22 protein-coding genes are annotated in these 18,516 nt (G+C 71.8%); 10 read left to right on the top strand and 12 right to left on the bottom strand.

Annotated elements, in window-relative coordinates; all coding sequences use genetic code 11:
* The first annotated feature begins 45 nt into the window (after positions 1-45).
* A complete protein-coding gene (locus HNR10_RS26465; protein ID WP_179828122.1) occupies positions 46-567 on the top strand; it encodes an Lrp/AsnC family transcriptional regulator in 522 nt (173 codons plus the stop codon).
* Positions 568-587: 20 nt separating this feature from the next.
* Positions 588-1,373 carry a DUF2470 domain-containing protein gene (locus tag HNR10_RS26460; RefSeq protein ID WP_179828120.1) on the top strand — a complete coding sequence of 262 codons (786 nt, stop codon included), beginning with the start codon at positions 588-590 and terminating at the stop codon, positions 1,371-1,373.
* Between the two features lie 32 nt (positions 1,374-1,405).
* Here HNR10_RS26460 and HNR10_RS26455 read toward each other — a convergent pair whose 3' ends face one another.
* The 9 genes from HNR10_RS26455 to HNR10_RS26415 all read right to left on the bottom strand — a co-directional run bounded on the left by HNR10_RS26455 (position 1,406) and on the right by HNR10_RS26415 (position 8,553).
* On the bottom strand, positions 1,406-1,774 hold the full coding sequence (locus HNR10_RS26455) for a hypothetical protein (protein ID WP_179828118.1): 369 nt from the start codon (positions 1,772-1,774) through the stop codon (positions 1,406-1,408).
* Between the two features lie 133 nt (positions 1,775-1,907).
* On the bottom strand, positions 1,908-2,291 hold the full coding sequence (locus HNR10_RS26450) for a metal-sulfur cluster assembly factor (protein WP_053615913.1): 384 nt from the start codon (positions 2,289-2,291) through the stop codon (positions 1,908-1,910).
* Positions 2,291-2,764 carry a Fe-S cluster assembly sulfur transfer protein SufU gene (gene sufU / locus HNR10_RS26445; RefSeq protein ID WP_179828116.1) on the bottom strand — a complete coding sequence of 158 codons (474 nt, stop codon included), beginning with the start codon at positions 2,762-2,764 and terminating at the stop codon, positions 2,291-2,293. Before sufU ends, HNR10_RS26450 begins: the two co-directional genes overlap by 1 nt.
* A gap of 18 nt (positions 2,765-2,782) precedes the next feature.
* Positions 2,783-4,081: a cysteine desulfurase gene (locus HNR10_RS26440; RefSeq protein WP_179828107.1), complete on the bottom strand. Its 1,299-nt coding sequence runs from the start codon at positions 4,079-4,081 to the stop codon at positions 2,783-2,785.
* Position 4,082: 1 nt separating this feature from the next.
* Positions 4,083-4,844 carry a Fe-S cluster assembly ATPase SufC gene (gene sufC / locus HNR10_RS26435; RefSeq protein WP_179828105.1) on the bottom strand — a complete coding sequence of 254 codons (762 nt, stop codon included), beginning with the start codon at positions 4,842-4,844 and terminating at the stop codon, positions 4,083-4,085.
* A gap of 7 nt (positions 4,845-4,851) precedes the next feature.
* Complete coding sequence (locus HNR10_RS26430) at positions 4,852-5,187, bottom strand: non-heme iron oxygenase ferredoxin subunit (protein WP_179828103.1); 336 nt, start codon at positions 5,185-5,187, stop codon at positions 4,852-4,854.
* Entirely contained in the window at positions 5,180-6,340 is a 1,161-nt protein-coding gene (gene sufD / locus HNR10_RS26425) for a Fe-S cluster assembly protein SufD (protein WP_179828101.1), read from the bottom strand. Before sufD ends, HNR10_RS26430 begins: the two co-directional genes overlap by 8 nt.
* A 1-nt stretch (position 6,341) precedes the next feature.
* The gene (gene sufB / locus HNR10_RS26420) at positions 6,342-7,754 is read right to left on the bottom strand and encodes a Fe-S cluster assembly protein SufB (RefSeq protein ID WP_053615919.1); all 1,413 of its coding nucleotides are present in this window, start codon (positions 7,752-7,754) and stop codon (positions 6,342-6,344) included.
* Positions 7,755-7,773: 19 nt separating this feature from the next.
* Entirely contained in the window at positions 7,774-8,553 is a 780-nt protein-coding gene (locus HNR10_RS26415) for a helix-turn-helix transcriptional regulator (protein ID WP_179828099.1), read from the bottom strand.
* Between the two features lie 321 nt (positions 8,554-8,874).
* Here HNR10_RS26415 and HNR10_RS26410 point away from each other — a divergent pair, with 321 nt between their 5' ends.
* From HNR10_RS26410 to HNR10_RS26400, 3 genes are all read left to right on the top strand, one after another.
* Positions 8,875-9,816 (top strand): ABC transporter ATP-binding protein, encoded by a 942-nt coding sequence (locus HNR10_RS26410; RefSeq protein WP_179828097.1) that lies wholly within the window; start codon positions 8,875-8,877, stop codon positions 9,814-9,816.
* Positions 9,816-10,655 carry an ABC transporter permease gene (locus HNR10_RS26405; protein ID WP_179828096.1) on the top strand — a complete coding sequence of 280 codons (840 nt, stop codon included), beginning with the start codon at positions 9,816-9,818 and terminating at the stop codon, positions 10,653-10,655. Before HNR10_RS26410 ends, HNR10_RS26405 begins: the two co-directional genes overlap by 1 nt.
* A gap of 73 nt (positions 10,656-10,728) precedes the next feature.
* Positions 10,729-11,526 (top strand): inositol monophosphatase family protein, encoded by a 798-nt coding sequence (locus HNR10_RS26400; protein WP_179828094.1) that lies wholly within the window; start codon positions 10,729-10,731, stop codon positions 11,524-11,526.
* On the opposite strand, the gene HNR10_RS26395 is transcribed toward HNR10_RS26400, so the two are convergent.
* A complete protein-coding gene (locus tag HNR10_RS26395) occupies positions 11,523-12,212 on the bottom strand; it encodes an RICIN domain-containing protein (protein ID WP_179828092.1) in 690 nt (229 codons plus the stop codon). The two genes, HNR10_RS26400 and HNR10_RS26395, sit on opposite strands and share 4 nt — an antisense overlap.
* Before the next feature lie 134 nt (positions 12,213-12,346).
* Between HNR10_RS26395 and HNR10_RS26390 the strand changes: the two genes are divergently transcribed.
* The 3 genes from HNR10_RS26390 (at position 12,347) to HNR10_RS26380 (ending at position 14,908) form a co-directional block, all read left to right on the top strand.
* Positions 12,347-12,751: a hypothetical protein gene (locus HNR10_RS26390; RefSeq protein ID WP_179828090.1), complete on the top strand. Its 405-nt coding sequence runs from the start codon at positions 12,347-12,349 to the stop codon at positions 12,749-12,751.
* A 5-nt stretch (positions 12,752-12,756) separates the two neighbouring features.
* A complete protein-coding gene (locus tag HNR10_RS26385; protein WP_179828088.1) occupies positions 12,757-13,689 on the top strand; it encodes an EamA family transporter in 933 nt (310 codons plus the stop codon).
* 91 nt (positions 13,690-13,780) lie between these two features.
* Positions 13,781-14,908 (top strand): COX15/CtaA family protein, encoded by a 1,128-nt coding sequence (locus HNR10_RS26380; protein WP_179828086.1) that lies wholly within the window; start codon positions 13,781-13,783, stop codon positions 14,906-14,908.
* Here the strand turns inward: HNR10_RS26380 and HNR10_RS26375 are convergent.
* Positions 14,829-16,130 carry a PrsW family intramembrane metalloprotease gene (locus HNR10_RS26375; protein ID WP_179828084.1) on the bottom strand — a complete coding sequence of 434 codons (1,302 nt, stop codon included), beginning with the start codon at positions 16,128-16,130 and terminating at the stop codon, positions 14,829-14,831. The genes HNR10_RS26380 and HNR10_RS26375 overlap by 80 nt on opposite strands.
* A gap of 148 nt (positions 16,131-16,278) precedes the next feature.
* Here HNR10_RS26375 and HNR10_RS26370 point away from each other — a divergent pair, with 148 nt between their 5' ends.
* Both HNR10_RS26370 and HNR10_RS26365 read left to right on the top strand, forming a co-directional pair.
* Positions 16,279-16,692 (top strand): hypothetical protein, encoded by a 414-nt coding sequence (locus HNR10_RS26370; RefSeq protein ID WP_179828082.1) that lies wholly within the window; start codon positions 16,279-16,281, stop codon positions 16,690-16,692.
* A 100-nt stretch (positions 16,693-16,792) separates the two neighbouring features.
* Positions 16,793-17,311, top strand: a complete 519-nt coding sequence (locus tag HNR10_RS26365; protein ID WP_179828080.1) for a DUF1203 domain-containing protein — start codon at positions 16,793-16,795, stop codon at positions 17,309-17,311.
* Positions 17,312-17,371: 60 nt separating this feature from the next.
* Here the strand turns inward: HNR10_RS26365 and HNR10_RS26360 are convergent, their stop codons facing one another.
* Positions 17,372-18,334 (bottom strand): heme o synthase, encoded by a 963-nt coding sequence (locus tag HNR10_RS26360; RefSeq protein ID WP_179828078.1) that lies wholly within the window; start codon positions 18,332-18,334, stop codon positions 17,372-17,374.
* Positions 18,335-18,516: the final 182 nt, after the last annotated feature.

The following is an 18,516-nucleotide window of genomic DNA, read 5'->3' as shown; positions in this document are numbered from 1 at the left end:
GTGGCGGCGATTGTGGATTCTCCCGCGTCCGCGCACAATTCTTGCGTGCACACTTCACCGCTGCTCGACGAGATCGACCACCTGCTGCTCGGCCTGGTCCAGACCGACGCGACCCGCCCGCTGCACGACCTGGGGGACCGCGTGGGACTCTCCCCCAGTGCCGTCCAGCGCCGTCTGGCACGCCTGCGCGCCGCCGGAGTGATCCGGGCTCAGGTGGCGGTCGTGGACCCGCCCTCGGTGGGCGCCGGGCTCACCTGCGTCGTGCTGGTCGCGCTGGCCGACGACGACCCCGACCACCACGCGGCGTTCCGCGCGCGCATGCGCGCCGAGCCGCGGGTGCAGCAGTGCTTCGGGATCGTCGGACAGTGGGACTACGTGGTGGTGCTGCTGAGCTCCGACATCGCCGAGAACCGTGCGCTGTCGAAGCGCCTGTTCGTCCAGCAGGGCCGCGTCGCCCGCTTCGAGACCCTGCCGTCCGTCGAGACGGTCAAGGCCGGACTGACCGTGCCGCTGCCCGACCACCCCGCCGGGAGGCTGGCACCGAACCCCGGAAGTGATGTAGGTTAGGCTTACCTAATCATCACGAGGTGGTCCCCTTGCCGTCTTCCGTTCCCCAGCCCTCCCCCGCCGACCGGGCACGCTCGACCCTCGTCTCGGGCGGGCCGGCCACCGTGGCCTCCTCCGCATGGCCCTCGGCGTCCGAACCCCTCCACCTGCCCGACACCGTCTGCCACGTCCATCCCGGCGGCGAGGTGAGCCTGCTGCTGCCCGACGGGCACCCCCTCCTGAGCGCCGAGCCCGGCGCCGCCTCCGACGGGTCCGTCGTCATGGTCGAGTTCACCGACCTCGCCCCCGTCGAACTGCGCGACCCCGTCCGTGCCATGCTGTGGCTCAGCGGCACGCTGACCGTCCTGGACTCCCCCACCGCCCGGACACGGGCGCTGGACGTGGTCCGGTCCGACCCCGACGACCGGCTCCTGGAGATCGGCCACGGCCGGGCGATGGCGCTGCTGCACCCCACGCTGCTGGTCTACTCCGACCCCGACGGCGCCCACCTGCTCCACCCCCAGGAGTTCGCCGCCGCGCGCACCGACCCCTTCAGCCGGTGGGAGGCGCCGTGGCTGCGCCATGTGGACTCCGACCACCCCGACCTGCTCGAAGCGCTGACCGAGCGCATCCCGCCGCACCTGCGCACCGGAACGCCCCGCCCCCTGGGTGTGGACCGCTTCGGCCTGCGGCTGCGCGTCGAGGGCGCCGACGGCGACCACGACGTCCGGCTGGCCTTCCGCAGGCCCGCGCGCACCGCACACGACGTCGCCGCCGAGGTGCACGGGCTGGCCGGCCTGGCCCCCTTCGGATCCGACCTCCCCTGAACCCCGCCCGCCTCCGGACGCCCGAACGGAACTCAGAACGTCGGCCCCACCAGGTAGCAGACGACGATGATCGCCAGGGCGGCGCCGAAGGCCGTGCCCAGCGACCAGGACATCCACCGGGTGAGCCGGCGCCGCCAGGGGTCGGATCGGTCGAAGACCATCGAACACAGATGGGCCGGGGCCAGCACGAGCGCGACGGCCCCCGGCACGGCCCACAGGGCCGCCAGAACGAGAGCGAGCTCCCAGTCCTCCCATGTGAAGAGGGGGAGAAGGAACGCGCCGAGCGCGACGTTCGACCCGACCAGGGCCAGCAGCACCGCGCTCAGCGACCAGACGGCGACCATGACCCACGGGCCGCCGCGGGAAGGGACGGGCCGGGGCACGGGTGTCGGAGTGTCCATGGCTCCAGCCTGGGGCAGCGGCCCGCGATCCGGATGAGTACGCCTACCCAGCCCCGGACACACGTGTGGGCCGGGACCCGAAGGTCCCGGCCCACACGGGAGGACTCCCCTGACGGGGTGTCCTCGACGTCCCTCAGACGTTGAAGCCCAGCATGCGCAGCTGGTCCCGACCGTCGTCGGTGATCTTGTCCGGACCCCACGGCGGCATCCAGACCCAGTTGATCTTGACCTCGCGCTCGAACTCGTCCAGAGCGCTGACCGCCTGGTCCTCGATCACGTCGGTCAGCGGGCACGCCGCACTGGTCAGCGTCATGTCCAGGGTGATGACGTCCTTGTCGGCGTTCACCCCGTACAGCAGCCCCAGGTCGACGACGTTCACGCCCAGCTCGGGGTCGATCACGTCCTTGAGCGCCTCGCCGATCTCCTCGACCAGCTCCTGTGCCTCGGGCGACAGCGGGGCCTGCTCGGGGGCGGCGCTCTCGGCCGCCTCGGTCGTTGTGGTCTCGTTCTCGCTCATCAGGCGCCTTCCCTCTCCAAGGACTGCGACACCGCGTCCTTCCACGCCATCCAACCCAACAGGGCGCACTTGATCCGCGCGGGGTACTTGGACACCCCCACGAAGGCGACCGCGTCCTCCAGCACGTCCTCGTCGGGCTCGCCCTTGCCCTTGGACTGCATCATCTCCGTGAAGGCGTCCAGGGTGGCCATGCCCTCCGCGACCGTGTGGCCGATGAGGAGGTCGGTCAGCACCGAGGTGCTGGCCTGGCTGATCGAGCAGCCCATGCCCTCGTAGGAGACGTCGCTGACGACGGCCTTCTCGTCGAGTGCGTCCCCCTCGGCGGGGGTCAGGGCCACCCGGAGCGTCACCTCGTCCCCGCACGTGGGGTTGATGTGGTGCGCCTCCGCGTCGTGCGGATCCCGCAGCCCCTTGTGGTGCGGGTTCCGATAGTGGTCCAGGATGATCTCCTGGTACATCGCGTCCAACTGCATGTCTGGCTGTTCCTCGTTCTAGGGCCGGGTTCCGAAGAACTTCTGCGCGTCCCGGATCGCCTCCACGAGCGCGTCCACGTCCTCCAGAGTGTTGTAGAGGTAGAAGGACGCCCGCGTGGTCGCGACGATACCCAGCTTCCGGTGCAGCGGCCAGGCGCAGTGGTGGCCCACCCGGACCTCCACACCCCTGTCGTCCAGGACCTGGCCCACGTCGTGCGGGTGGATGTCGTCCACGACGAACGACACCGCCCCGCCGCGGTCCACGGCCTCGGTCGGGCCGACGATCCGCACGCCCTCGATCTCGCCCACGCGCTTGAGCGCGTACTCCACGAGCTCGTGCTCGTGCGCGGCGACCCGGTCCATCCCCACCTCGGTGAGGTAGTCGCAGGCCGCGGCCAGGCCGACGGCCTGCGGCGCCATCGGCACGCCGGCCTCGAAGCGCTGCGGCGGGTCGGCCCACGTGGAGTGCTCCATGTGGACCACTCCGATCATGGACCCGCCGGAGATGAACGGCGGCATGGCCTCCAGCAGCTCCCGGCGCCCCCAGAGCACCCCGATCCCGTTGGGACCGAGCATCTTGTGCCCGGAGAAGGCCAGGAAGTCCACGTCCAGGTCGGCGACGTCCACCGGCATGTGCGGGACGGACTGGCAGGCGTCCAGCACGACCAGGGCACCGACCTCGCGGGCCCGGGCCACGATGGGCGCCACCGGGTTGACGGTGCCCAGCACGTTCGACTGGTGGGCGAAGGCCACGACGCGCGTGCGCTCGTTGACCAGCCCGCCGAGGTCGGACAGGTCCAGCCGGCCCTCCTCGGTCACCGGGAACCACCGCAGCGTCGCGCCGGTCCGCCGACACAGCTGCTGCCAGGGCACCAGGTTGGCGTGGTGCTCCATCTCGGTGACGACGATCTCGTCGCCCGGCCCCACCTGGAAGCGGCGGAGCCCCTCCTCGGCGGTGGCCGCGTTGCTCATCGCGTAGGTCACCAGGTTGATCGCCTCGGTGGCGTTCTTGGTGAACACCACCTCGCCGGCGTCCGCCCCGATGAACCCGGCGATGGTCTCCCGGGCCGACTCGTAGGCGTCGGTCGCCTCCTCCGCGAGCTGGTGCGCTCCCCGGTGCACCGCCGCGTTGTGGCGCTCGTAGAACTCACGCTCGGCGTCGAGCACCTGCCGGGGCTTCTGTGAGGTCGCCCCGGAGTCCAGGTACACCATCGGGCGCCCGTCACGGACGGTCCGGGAGAGGATGGTGAAGTCCTCCCGGATCGCCTTGGTGTCGAGCGGGACCGTGCCGGGCCCACCGAACTCGCGGTCAGTCACGTTATGCGCCCGCCTTCACGAAACGCTCGTAGCCCTCGGCCTCCAGCACGTCGGCCAGCTCGGCGCCGCCGGACTCGGCGATGCGCCCCTGGGCGAAGACGTGCACGAAGTCGGGCTTCACGTAGTTGAGGATCCGGGTGTAGTGCGTGATGAGCATGACGCCCATCTCGCCGCCCGCCTTGGCGCGGTTGACGCCCTCGGAGACCACCTTGAGAGCGTCGACGTCCAGACCGGAGTCGGTCTCGTCCAGGATGGCGACCTTCGGCTTGAGCAGCTCCATCTGGAGGATCTCGTGGCGCTTCTTCTCACCGCCGGAGAAGCCCTCGTTGACGCCGCGGGCGGCGAAGTCGGAGCTGATGGACAGGTCCTTCATCGCGCCCTGCAGCTCCTTGGAGAACTGGCGGAGCTTGGGGGCCTCGCCGCGGACCGCCGTCACGGAGCTGCGCAGGAAGTTGGACATGGACACGCCCGGAACCTCGACCGGGTACTGCATGGCCAGGAACACGCCGGCGCGGGCGCGCTCGTCGACGCTCATCTCCAGGATGTTCTCGCCGTCGACGAGGACCTCGCCCTCGGTGACCTCGTAGCGCGGGTGGCCCGCGATCGCGTAGGCGAGGGTGGACTTGCCGGAGCCGTTGGGGCCCATGATGGCGTGGGTCTCACCGGAGTTGATGGTGAGGTCGACGCCCTTGAGGATCTCCTGCCGCTCGTCCTCACTGATCAGGACGTCGGCACGCAGACCGCGGATTTCGAACTTCGTCATTTCAGCCTCAGGAATTCTTCTCATCCAACGAGACGAGCACGTCGTCGCCGTCGATCTTCACGTCATAGGTGGGGACCGGCTGGGTCGCGGGCGGGTTGATCGCCGCGCCCGAGCGCAGGTCGAAGCAGGAGCCGTGCAGCCAGCACTCGATCGTGCCGTCCTCGACCTCGCCCTCGGACAGGCGGACCTCGGCGTGCGAGCACACGTCCCGCACGGCGAACACCTCGCCCTCGGTGCGCACCAGGGCGATCGGGGTGTCGTCGTCGACCTCGACGGCGAGCGCTCCGTCGTCGGGGATCTCGTCGAGAGCCGCGACCTTCACCCAGCGCGCGCCCTCACTCATGCGCGGCCAGCTTCTGCTCGACCTTGGCCATGATCTCCTCACGCAGCTCCTCGACCGGGATCCGGTTGACGAGCTCCAGGAAGTAGCCGCGGATGACCAGGCGGCGGGCCTCCTCCTCCGGGATACCGCGCGAGCGCAGGTAGAACAGGTGGATGTCGTCGAGCCGGCCGCTGGCGGCGGCGTGCCCGGCCCCCTCCACCTCGCCGGTGAAGATCTCCAGGTTCGGCACCGAGTCGACACGGGTGTCGTCGGTGAGCTGGAGGTTGCGGTTGTGCTCGTAGGAGTCGGTCCCGGTCGTGCCCTCGCCGATGATCACGTCACCGATCCACACGCCGTGCGCGCCCTTGCCGCTCAGCGCGCCCTTGTACTCCACGCGGGAGCGGGTGTGCGACATGTTGTGGTCGATGAGCGAACGGTGCTCGTGGTGCTGGCCGTCGCCGGTGAAGTACAGGCCGTGGAGCTCGGCGTTGGCGCCGCGCCCCTTGTAGGCCACCTTCGGGGAGAGGCGGACCAGGTCGCCGCCGAGCGTGATCACGATCGACTTGTACGTGCCGTCCTTGTCGACCTGCGTGTTGTGCTGGGAGACGTCGACGGCGTCGCGGTCCCAGTCCTGCACGCTGACCAGGGTCAGCCGCGCGCCCTCGCCGACGTGGACGTCCACGCTGCCCGCGCGCACACCGCCGCCGGTCTGGTTGAGGACCACGACGGCCTCGGCCAGCGGCTTGACGTCGATGACGAACTGGTCGTAGCGGGTGCCCCCCTGGGCCTCCCGGCTGATCACGACGGGGCGCTCGGGCGTCGCGCTCTGCGCGACCGTGACGACGGTGGCCTGTTCGAAGGAGGTGTAGGCCTGCGCCGTGACGCGGTCGGCGGGGAAGCCGGCGGTGCCCAGGCGCGCGTCGTCGCGGCCGACCTGCTCGACGGTGACGCCCGCGGGGGCGTCGATGTCGACCTTGTCGGTGCCGTCGGCGACCGCGGAGCCGTCGTGCAGGCCCTTGAGGCGGCGCAGCGGGGTGAACCGCCACACCTCCTCACGGCCGCCGGGGACGGGGAAGTCGTTCACGTCGAAGGACCCGTGGGTCGCCAACTTGGAGAACGGGATGTCCCCGAGGCCGTGGCTGTGGGCCTTGGATTCGGTGTTCGGGCTGGTCAACTTAACCAACCGCTCCTTCCATCTGCAGCTCGATCAGCCGGTTCAGTTCCAGCGCGTACTCCATGGGCAGCTCGCGCGCGATGGGCTCGACGAACCCGCGCACGATCATGGCCATGGCCTCGTCCTCGTCCATGCCCCGGCTCATCAGGTAGAAGAGCTGGTCCTCGCTGACCTTGGAGACGGTCGCCTCGTGGGCGAGCTCGGCGTCGTCCTCGCGCAGGTCGTTGTAGGGGTAGGTGTCCGAGCGGCTGATGGTGTCGATCAGCAGCGCGTCGCACTTGACCGACGACTTGGCGTGGTCGGCCCCTTCCTGGACCTGGACCAGACCCCGGTAGGAGGCGCGGCCCCCGCCGCGTGCCACCGACTTGGAGACGATGGTGGAGGAGGTGTTGGGCGCGCAGTGCACCATCTTGGAACCGGTGTCCTGGTGCTGGCCCTCGCCGGCGAAGGCGATCGACAGGGTCTCGCCCTTGGCGTGCTCGCCCATCAGGTAGACGGCCGGGTACTTCATGGTGACCTGCGAGCCGATGTTGCCGTCGATCCACTCCATGGTCGCGCCCTCTTCGGCGACGGCGCGCTTGGTGACCAGGTTGAAGACGTTGTTCGACCAGTTCTGGATGGTCGTGTACCGGCAGCGGGCGTTCTTCTTGACGATGATCTCGACGACCGCGGAGTGCAGCGAGTCCGACTTGTAGATCGGCGCGGTGCAGCCCTCGACGTAGTGGACGTAGGCGCCCTCGTCGACGATGATCAGCGTCCGCTCGAACTGGCCCATGTTCTCGGTGTTGATCCGGAAGTAGGCCTGGAGCGGGATCTCCACGTGCACGTTCTTGGGAACGTAGATGAAGGACCCACCGCTCCACACGGCGGTGTTGAGCGCGGCGAACTTGTTGTCACCGGGCGGGATCACCGAGCCGAAGTACTCCTCGAAGATCTCCGGGTGCTCCTTGAGAGCGGTGTCGGTGTCCAGGAAGAGGACGCCCTGCTCCTCCAGGTCCTCGCGGATCTGGTGGTAGACGACCTCGGACTCGTACTGCGCGGCGACACCGGCGACCAGGCGCTGCTTCTCCGCTTCGGGGATGCCGAGCCGGTCGTAGGTGTTCTTGATGTCCTCGGGCAGGTCCTCCCAGGAGGTGGCCTGCTTCTCCGTGGACCGCACGAAGTACTTGATGTTGTCGAAGTCGATCTTGGACAGGTCCGCGCCCCAGTTGGGCATGGGCTTCTTGTCGAAGAGCCTGAGCGACTTGAGGCGGAGCTTGGTCATCCACTCCGGCTCGCTCTTCTTCGACGAGATGTCGAGGACGACGTCCTCGTTCAGTCCCCGGCGGGCGTTCGACCCGGCGGCGTCGGAGTCGGACCAGCCGTACTCATATGTTCCGATCCCCTCGAGTTCGGGGTGCGCGATAGACGTCATGCGCGGACTCCTCCTGGACTCAGACGTCCGTTTGGTGTTGCGATCCTCCACCCGCCGCCTGGCGGATGGCCTTGCTCACGGGGGTGCCGGTCTCCCCGCCCGCCCCGTCTCCCCGAGGGGTGACGTGCGTGGTGCACACACCGTCGCCATGGGCGATGGTGGCCAACCTGCGCACCGGGGTGCCCAGGAGCCGCGCGAAGGCCTCGACCTCGGCCTCACAGAGTTGCGGGAACTCCGCGGCCACGTGCGCGACAGGGCAGTGGTGCTGGCACAGTTGGTCGCCGCCCCCGGGTGCGGGCGCCTGGCCCGCGGTGGCGGCGTAGCCGTCATTGGAGAGCGCCTCGGCCAGCAGCCGTACCCGCTGTTCCTGGGGGACGGCGTCCAGCTGGGGCTTGTAGCGCCGCTCCAGGTCGGCGACCTGGCTGCGGGCGAACTCGGCGACGGCTTCGGGCCCGACGGTGTCCGCCAGGAAGCGCAGGGCGCTGGAGGCGAGATCGTCGTAGGCGTGGACGAAGTGGTCCCGCCCCGCCTCGGTGATGGCGAAGACGCGCGCGGGCCGTCCCCTGCGGCGGCGTCCGCCGTGGGGCCGGGCGTCGCGGGCCTCGACCAGGCCCTCGCTGGTCAGGTTGTCCAGGTGCCGGCGGATGCCCGCCGGGGTGAGGCCGAGCCGTTCTCCGAGGTCGGAGGCGGTGATCGGCCCCTTCTCCAGAATGAGACGGGCGACCCGGGCACGGGTGCCGGTCTCGGCACCGCGTTCGGGGCCGGACAGCGGGCTGGGCACACTGGTCGTGTGTGGCACAGTGCCCCCCTCCCTTCTCCGGACACGGTTCCTGGTTTAGACAACATCAGTGTGGCCTAAATAAGTCCGCCGAGGCAAACCCGTGCCAGAGACCCACTTCATGCCATTCGTCACGAAGGAAAGGCTTGCCTAACTGGGCGTTCACACCCGCGCAACATCGGTGGTCGAACGGACGCCGGGGCCGCGACTATTCCCGGTGTCCACATGATGGAACCGCCGTCCCAGTGATCGGACGGAATTCGGCGGCGGCCGCACGGAGCACCGGCCGGTTCGCGCGGGCCGATGAGCCCGGACCCCGGCACGCACGTACACTCAGGGCCCATGGACACAGCCGCGGTCGAGGTCGTCGACCTGGTCAAGCGCTACGGCGCCACCACCGCCGTGACGGGCCTCAGCTTCACCGCCCGCCGGGGCGCGGTGACGGCGCTGCTCGGCCCCAACGGCGCGGGCAAGACGAGCACCATCGAGATCTGCGAGGGGTTCCGCGTCCGCGACGGCGGGAAGGTGCGCGTGCTGGGCCTGGACCCCGTCGCCGACGCCGCCGCGCTCAAGCCCCGGGTCGGCGTGATGCCCCAGTCCGGCGGGGTGCCCACGGGCGCCCGCGCCGCCGAGTGGCTGCGCCTGCTGGCCTCCTTCCACGCGAGCCCGATCGAACCCCGGCTGCTGCTGGAGCGGCTCGGCCTGACCTCGGTGTCCTCCACACCCTTCCGGCGCCTGTCCGGCGGCCAGCAGCAGCGCCTGTCCCTGGCCTGCGCAGTCGTGGGACGGCCCGAACTGGTCTTCCTGGACGAGCCCACCGCCGGGCTCGACCCCCAGGCCCGCAGGGCCACCTGGGACCTGGTAGCGGCCCTGCGGACGGCCGGCGTCGCGGTGATCCTGTCCACGCACCACATGGAGGAGGCGGAGCGCCTGGCCGACCACGTGGTGGTCATCGACCGCGGCGCGGTCGTCGCCCAGGGCTCACCCGCCGCGCTCACCGAGGACCGCCGCGAGGTGTGCTTCCAGGCGGCGGGCCCGGTGGACACCGAGTCGCTGGGCGCCGCGCTGCCCGCGGGCAGCCGGGTGGACGCCACCGAGGCGGCCGACGGACGGCGGGAGTACGTGATCACCACCGACGACCCCGCCGATCTGGGCCCGGAGTTCCTGGCCACGGTCACCGCCTGGTGCGCCTCGGCCGGGCTGCTCGCCGAGGACCTGCGCGTGCGGCGGCGTACCCTCGAAGACGTCTTCCTCGAACTCACCGGCCGGGAACTGCGGGACTGATGACCGAGCACACCTCCAGCACCTCCCTTCCGACCCCCGCGTCGGACGGCGGCTCCCCGACGGACGACGCCGCGCTGTTCACACCGGCTCCGGGGGCCGCGCCGCTGTGGCGCATGGTCGCCGCGCAGGCGGGCCTGGAACTGCGGGTCATGCTGCGCCACGGCGAGCAGTTCCTGCTCACCATGGTCATCCCCGTCCTGCTCCTGGTCGGCTTCAGCCTGACCACGGTCCTGGACGTGGGCGAGGGCCCGCGGGTGGACGCCCTGACCCCCGGCGTGCTGGCGCTGGCGATCATGTCGACGTCGTTCACCGGCCTGGCCATCGGCACCGGGTTCGAGCGCCGCTACGGGGTGCTCAAGCGCCTGGGCGCGACGCCGCTGTCCCGGTTCGGCCTGCTGGCCGCCAAGACACTGGCGGTGCTCGCGGTCCAGGCCATCCAGATCACCGTGCTGTGCGCGGTGGCCCTGGCGCTGGGCTGGTCGCCCGCGCTCGGCGCGGGCACCGCCGCCGCGGCCGTGCTCCTGGTCCTGCTGGCCACCGCGGCGTTCAGCTCGCTGGCGCTGCTGATGGCGGGCACCCTGCGGGCGGAGGCGACGCTGGCGGGCGCGAACCTGGTGTACGTGCTCATGCTGGGGCTGGGCGGGGTGCTCTTCCCGACCAGCAGCTTCCCCGCACCCGTGGAGAGCGCGGTGGCGCTCCTGCCGATCACCGCGCTGAGCTCGGGGCTGCGCACCGCGCTGGCCGACGGCTCCCTGCCCGGTCCGGCCGTGTACGCGGTGCTCGCCGCGTGGGTGCTCGTGACGGGCCTCCTGGCCAGCCGCCTGTTCCGCTGGGACTAGGGCGCGTGTAGCGGATAGACGCCCCAGGACCCCGCCGCACCGGCGCGTCGGCGGAATGCCTAGGGTGGAGCGCATGGCGATCGATATGGACGCGGTGACCAAGGTCCTGCGTGAGGCCGCCGAGACGGCCGTCCTCCCCCGCTTCCGCTCCCTCAGCGACGGCGAGGTGACGGAGAAGTCCCCCGGCGAGATCGTGACGGTGGCCGACCGCGAGGCCGAGGAGCTGATCACGCCGCGCCTGCGTGCGATCGCCGACGCCCCCGTCGTGGGCGAGGAGGCCGCCTCCGCCGACCCCGCACTGGTCGAAGCCCTGCGGACCGAGCCCCTGGCCTGGCTCGTCGACCCCCTGGACGGGACGCGCAACTTCGTGCGCGGCAGCACCGACTTCGCGGTCATGGCCGCGCTGGTCCGAGCGGGACGGACGGTGGCCGCGTGGATCGTGCGCCCCACCGTGGGGCGCGCCTACGTCGCCGAGCTCGGCTCGGGCGCCTGGTGCGACGGCACGCGGCTGCGCCGCGCCTCCGCGCCCGCCGACCCCGCCCGGATGCGGGGCGCCGTGCTCAGCCGGTTCCTGGGACCGGCCGCGCGTGCGCGCGTGTCCGCCGCCGAGCCGAGGTTCGCCGAACTGGACTCGGGGGCGCACTGCGCGGGGGTGGACTACCCGCGCCTGGTCGAGGGCGGTCTGGACTTCATCCTGTTCCACCGGACCCTGCCGTGGGACCACGCCCCCGGAACGCTGCTGCTCACCGAGGCCGGCGGGGTGGCCCGGCGCCCGGACGGGTCGGACTACCGTCCCGACGACGACCGCGTGGGCCTGCTCGACGCGGCCGACCCCGCCACCTGGGACTCGGCCCGCTCCCTGCTGGTCTAACCCAGGGGCAGCAGGCGCCACTGCTGGTGGGCGTGGCCGCCGTCGGGCGCCTGCACCACCGCCGTACCGTTGTCCGGCGCACCTCCCTGGGCCTCCAGCGCCTGGGAGGTCGCCCGGTTGACGAGCCGGACCACGCCGTCCCCGACCTCGACGGGCGCCCAGTGCTGGTGGGGGTCGCCCGTGCTGGACAGCAGGGTCGCCCCCGGGCCGCCGCCGGCGGCGATCTCCAGGACCTTGCCGCTGCCCACGCCCTCGATCTCGTAGTAGCCGTCCTCCACCGGAACGAACCGCCACTGCTGGTTCTCCTGGTCGTGGCGGTCCCACAGGTGGGTGGGGGCGCCGTTGGCGGTGGCGGCCTGGGCGACGTCCAGGACGCGGTCGCCGTGCACGTTCTGCAGGACGTAGACGAGTTCCGGGTCGATCCCGGCCGGGTGGACGGGTTCCGGTTCTTCCTCCTCCTCGGGCGCGGCCACTTCGTCGGGCGCCCCGGAGGGCTGGACCAGGATGCCGGACTCCACGGTCAGCGCGGACTCCTCCTGTTCGGCCGAGTCCGCCACGAACCGGCCCGAGACGTAGCCGGTGATGAGCACGATGAGCAGCAGCGCCGTGGCTCCGGCGACCAGTGGCCACCGGGGCGCGAACGCCTCGTCGTACGTGCGGGGGACGCGTGCGCGGCGTCGGGACATGAGGGGAACTCCCAGCGGGGACGGGTCCGGGGCCGCGTCCGCCGCGGCCCCGGACTATTTCACACCACTTGACCGATTCCCGCATGTCGACCTCCGGCGGTGGCGGAAGGATCCTGGTCGGTAGGGTCCGGGCCATGGAGTTCATCGGGGTCCCCTGGTTCGTCGCGGTCCGCCAACTGGCGCCTCCGCTGTTCCTGCTGGCGGTCGGCTGCGCGCTCATGGCCTGGCGGCCGCCGCGGCGCCGGGGGCTGGTGTGGGCGGCGCTGGTGGCCAACCTGGTCGCCGCGGCGCTGCCCTACGGATGGATCGGGCTCCAGATCCTCACCGACCAGGCCGAGCGGACGGTGTTCGGGCTGGTGATGACCCTCCTCCAGCCGGGCGTGGTCGTGGTGGCCTGGCTCCTGCTGCTGGCGGCCGTCCTCCCGCGGCCGGAAGCTTCCCCGGCCGCCCCCGAGCACGCCCCCGCGGTGGACGCGGTCGCGGGTCGGACCGGGGACGGAGGAGGTGAGGCGGGCCGGGCCGCGGAAAACATAGGATGACTTCGATGAGTCCCCGCACCGCACCCGCGTCCACGTTCTCGCTCCGCACGGCCGCCGAGGCGATCCCGCCGACCTGGCTGGTCATGGTCGGCATCATCTCGGTGCAGACCGGCGCGGGCGTGGCCAAGAACCTGTTCGAGGTCCTGCCCCCGGCGGCGGTCGTGTGGCTGCGCCTGCTGACCTCGGCGGTGCTGCTGGTCCTGGTCGTGCGGCCCGTCCTGCGCGCGCGCACGCGCGGCGACTGGATGGTGGTCGTCGGCTACGGTGTCGCGCTGGCCTCGATGAACCTCTTCATCTACCAGGCCTTCGCCCGGATCCCGCTGGGTATCGCGGTCACCATCGAGTACCTGGGCCCGCTGGCCATCGCGATCCTGGGCTCGCGGCGCCGTATCGACCTGCTGTGGGCCGGCCTGGCCGGACTGGGCGTGGTGGCGCTGGGCCTGGAGTCGGGCGAGATGGACCCGCTGGGCATCGTGTTCGCGGTCCTGGCCGCGGCCGCCTGGGCGGGCTACATCCTGCTGAGCGCCGCCACCGGGAGCAGGTTCAGCGGCGCGTCGGGACTGGCCATCGCCAGCGTCGTGGGCGTCGTGCTCATGGCGCCGCTGGGCGTGGCCGAGGGCGGAACGGCGCTGCTGGATCCGCGGCTGCTGGCGTTCGGGCTGGCGGTGGGCGTGCTGTCGTCGGTGGTCCCCTACTCGCTGGAGCTGAGCGCGCTGCGCCGGATGCCCCCGCGCGTGTTCGGGGTCCTCATGAGCCTGCAGCCGGCCGCCGCCGCGCTCGTGGGCCTGGTCCTGCTGGGCGAACTGCTGACGGTGTGGCAGTGGCTCGCGGTCGCGTGCGTCATCGCCGCCAGCGCCGGATCGACGCGGACCTCGGCCGGGCGCGAGCGGGAGGACGCCGAGGCCCGGCCCGGGCGCAGACCCCGCCGGGACGGCTGACACCACTCCCCGGGACCCGCCGTCGGTGCAGGTCGCGGCGGGCGGCGGGGGTACGCGGAAGCGGCCGGACTCGTGTACTACGCTGTGTCGTATGTTTGCATCCCCGGCCGCAGCGTCGACGGCCACGACCACGGTTCCCCCGCTCGCGGCCGAGGACATCGCCCTCCTCGGCGTGCCCCTGTGGGGCTGGCAGATCGCGCTGGCCGTCCTCGGAGTCCTGGTGCTCGCCGTCCTGGCGCGCACGATCTGGACCCCGACCGTCCGCTCGCTGCGGGCCTGGGCGCTGGGCAACATCGTCGTCAACGCCGGGATCGCCGTCACCGGCGCCACCGTGCGCGTGACCTCCTCCGGGCTGGGCTGCTCCGAGTGGCCCAAGTGCACGCCGGACAGCTTCGTCCCGATCGACACCGGGCACGCCGCGCTCAACGCCGCGATCGAGTTCGGCAACCGGACGCTGACCTTCCTCGTGCTCGCCGTCGGCGTCATCACCCTGATCGCGGTGCTGCGGATGGCGCCGCGCCGCCGCGACCTGACCCGGCTGGCCGTGATCATCCCCTTCGGTGTCCTGGGCCAGGGCGTGGTCGGCGGCATCACCGTGTGGACCGACCTGCACCCCGCCTCCGTCGGCACGCACTTCCTGCTGTCCATGGTGGTCACGTTCCTCGCCGTGGCGCTGTACGTGCGCAGCCAGGAGCCGGAGGGCACGCCGAGGATCTCCGTCGGCCCCATGCTGCACACGGTCAGCGTCGGCCTGGTCGTGGTGGGCTTCCTGCTGCTGATCGCGGGCACGGTGGTCACCGGTACCGGACCGCACGGCGGAGACGCCGAGGCCCCCCGCTGGGGCATGGACCTGGCCATGGTCACGCGCGTCCACTCGTCCCTGGCCTGGCTGACCCTACTGGGCGCGCTCGCGGCGACCGTGATCGCCTTCCGCACCGGCACCCGGCGCCCGGCCCGGATGAGCAGCGTGGCCCTGCTCGTGGTGGTCCTGCTCCAGGGCGCGGTGGGCTACGCGCAGTACGCCCTGGCCCTGCCCGAGTCGCTCGTGGTCCTGCACGTGCTCGGCTCGACCGTGACGTGGGTGGCGATCGCGCGCCTGTACTTCTCCACCAGCCGGCTGGTGCCGGCGGGCACGCCGATCAGCGCGGACCCTGCCGCGGAGTCCCCTGCTGGCCGTGACGGGGAACGTAGTCCTGTTGAGCCCGCGCCTGGGCGATGACGTGCGCGAAGTCGGCCCGGCGCAGGAACCCCGAGTCGTGGGGGCGCTCGGTCCAGGCCGGCGCCACCGGCTGGGGCGCGCGGCCGAGGAAGGCGTCGCGGGCCACGTGCATGAGGGCGAGGAAGGAGTCGCGGCGCACCTTCCAGTCCTCGCGGGGCACGCCGGTGTCCAGCTTCCTGTGCAGCAGCGCCAGCTCGGTGGCCGCGAGCTGGTACTCCTTCATCGCCGCGCGCCCGCGGCGGCCGGCATTGCGGCCCGCCCAGTCGCGCGCCCGGCGGCGGCCCGGCATCGAGCTGAGCATGGTGATGTCGGCGGGCGTGACCAGCCCGGTGGAGATGTAGGGCGGCAGGTAGCGGCTGATCGCCCCGATCTGCGAGCGCCGGTCGTTGCGGGCGATCACCAGGATGCCGACGAGCACGACGAACAGCACCAGGTAGGCCGCCCCGAGGCCGTACCAGCCGAAGAAGGTCGACCCGTTCCACATGCCGTGCAGCGCGACCGCCGCCACCCATCCGACGAAGGGGGCGGCCATGCGCAGCGCCCCGGTGCGGGTCGCGGCGTAGGCGACCCCGATCCCGATCATCGCGGTGTAGAGCGGGTGGCCGAAGGGCGCGACCAGGCCCCGGATGGCGAACGTGGCGACCAGCGTGCCGTCGAAGAACGCGCTGAGGAAGTACAGGATGTTCTCGGTGAAGGCGAATCCGGTGGCCACCATCCCGGCGTAGATCACACCGTCGGTGTAACTGTCCAGCTCCTGGCGGCGGCGCCACAGCAGGATCAGCAGGACCACGCCCTTGGCGCTCTCCTCGACCACCGGCGCCACGAGCGAGGTGGTCAGGTAGTCGCCCAGGTCCTGGCCGAAGAGCGGGACGGCGACGTTCACCTGCCCCCAGGTGTTGAGCACCAGGGACACCACGACGGCCACGCCCGCGCCCCAGACGAACGCGAAGAACAGGACCTGGCCCGGTTCCGGCTCGATGCGGTCGAGCATGAGGATCAGCGGCACCAGGATGGTGACCGGCACGACCGCGGCGCCGACGGCGACCACGAAGCCGGTCGCGCCGTCGATCCCGGCCGCGGCCCCGCCGGCGAGGGCGAGCAGCCACAGATAGGCGAGCATCCCGAGCAGACACACGACACTGACGGTCGTGCCGAGGATGAGGGTCATCGAGTAGCGCGAGCGGCGGCCCTGGAGGATGGCCTTGCTGTCGAGTCGGGGCATGGGCACCGATGGTAGCGGTTGCCGCTCCCGGCCTGCGCCTTCCCCCATGGGGGACGGGCCCGCTCGGCCAGGGGGGTCGCGTGTCCCCTCGGTGGAGGGCAGAATCGGATCTGTTGCTTGAGGTCTCAACCAATCCTGGAGACGTCCCATGGACCAGCCCGTGCACACCACCCCGACGGAGCCCGCCGCCCGGGCGCCACTGACGGCCCTGCGCGTCACGGTGCTCCTGCACCTCGCCGCGATCCTGTGGGAGGGCGTCACCGCGGGCCAGCTGGTGACGTTCAACACCGACGCGCTGCCGCTGCACTACTTCGGCGCGTTCGGCGTGCACGCGGCCGCCGGGGTCCAGCTGCTGGCGGCCGCCTGGCTGTGGTCGCGCGCACGCCGGGCGGCGCTGGGGCTCGCCGTGCTGAGCCTGGTCGCGTTCGGCCTGGGCTTCCTCCAGGCGGCGCTGGGCACCTATGGGCCGCTGCAGGCCCACGTGCCCCTGGCCGTGGTGCTGATGGCCCTGGTGGCGTGGACGGCCGCGCTCGCCTGGGTCCGCCCGGCGACACGCGCCTGAGCGGCCTCGACCAGGCGCGCCCTCTGAGCGCCGGCGCGGGCGGGAAGACGACGTCCGAAGACCGCCGGTGCCGGCGGCGCGCACACGCGATGCTGCACCCATGACGACGAACACGGGCACGGCCCCCTCGCACGAGACACGTCCCATCCCCCCGCGCGTCCTGGAACGCCTGCGCGAGCGCGACGACGCCGGTCGCGTCCGCGAGGGTTTCACCGACGGCGAGGGCGGCGCCCCGCTGCGCTGCTGCCTGCGCAGGAGCCGCGTCGGCGAGCGGCTCGTGCTGGTCTCCTACGCGCCCCTGCGGGGCTGGGCCCTGGAACGGGGCGTCGATCCCGGACCCTACGACGAGGTCGGCCCCGTCTTCGTGCACGCGCGGCCGTGCGCGGGGCCCGACGGCACCGGGTATCCGCGACGGACGCACGGCCCCCTCAGGGCCCTGCGCGCCTACGGCGCCGACGGACGCATCCTGGGCGGCCGCGCGGTGGAGCTGCCCGAGGAACGGGCCGGGGAGGTCGACGGGATCCTGGCGGAGGTGTTCGCCGAACCCGGGGTGGCCCTGGTCCACGTGCGCGCGGTGGTCTTCGGCTGCTTCCTGGCCGAGGTCCGCCCGCTGCGCTGAGACGGGAAACGGACGGCGGCGGCACACCCGGGTGTGCCGCCGCCGTCCGTTTCCGTGCGCTCAGGCCAGCAGCCGACCGATCAGCGGGTCGATGGTGACCGCGACGAACAGCAGGGCCAGGTAGGCGTTGGACAGGTGGAAGAAGCCCATCGTCTTCAGCCGGGCGCCGCTGACCCCCGCGAGCGAGCGGCCGAGCAGTCGGTGCGCCTGGACGACCAGCAGCGCGCCCAGGACCAGCGCGACCGCGCCGTAGAAGACCGTGGTGCCGGCGACCGGCCAGAAGAGGAGCGAGACGATCGCGGTGGCCCAGCTGTAGAGCACGCACTCCAGCAGCACCCGGCGGTCGCCGGCGACCACGGGCAGCATCGGCACCTTGGCGGCCGCGTAGTCCTCCCGGTAGCGCATCGCCAGCGTCCACGTGTGCGGCGGCGTCCAGAAGAACACGACCAGGAAGAGCACGAAGGGCGCCCAGTCCAGGCTGTTGGTGACCGCGGCCCAGCCGATCAGCACCGGCATGCACCCGGCGATGCCGCCCCACACCACGTTCTGCGCCGTGCGCCGCTTGAGCAGCATCGTGTAGACGAAGATGTAGAACAGGATCGCGAAGACCGACAGCACGGCCGACAGCACGTTGACCAGCAGCAGGAACCCGAGCGTGGACCCGACCGCCAGGGCCAGGCCGTAGGCGAGGGCTCCGCGCGGGGTGACCAGGTCCATCGCGCCGGGGCGCTGGCGGGTGCGACGCATCTCACGGTCGATGTCGCGGTCGATGTAGCAGTTCATCGCGTTGGCGCTGGCCGCCGACATGGTGCCGAACACCAGCGTGGCGACCGCGGTCCAGAGCGGGGGGACGCCGCCGGCGGCGACGAACATCACCGGGATCGTGGTGATGAGCAGGAGCTCGATGACACGGGGCTTGGAGAGGGCGACGTAGGCGCGGACGTACTGGCCCGGGGTGGCCCTGCGGGGGGACTCGGTCTGGTCCGCGGCCTCCGCGCGCGGGGCCCGGTCTGCGAGGGCCATCAGTACCGCGTCCCCTCGGCCGGACGGTTCGCTCGCGCCCGGGTCGGGCGTACCGGCTCGGAATCTGACACGCGGATACCTCGATGACTCTAGGGAATTTCGACACTCGCCACGCGGGGCCGAGCGGACCGACAGTGCGTCAGGATCAGCGAAAACCCCGTCAACGACACATCGTAGTACTA

The sequence above is a fragment of the Nocardiopsis aegyptia genome (assembly GCF_013410755.1).
Classification (GTDB): domain Bacteria; phylum Actinomycetota; class Actinomycetes; order Streptosporangiales; family Streptosporangiaceae; genus Nocardiopsis; species Nocardiopsis aegyptia.
This window is presented reverse-complemented; position numbering and strand designations above follow the sequence as displayed.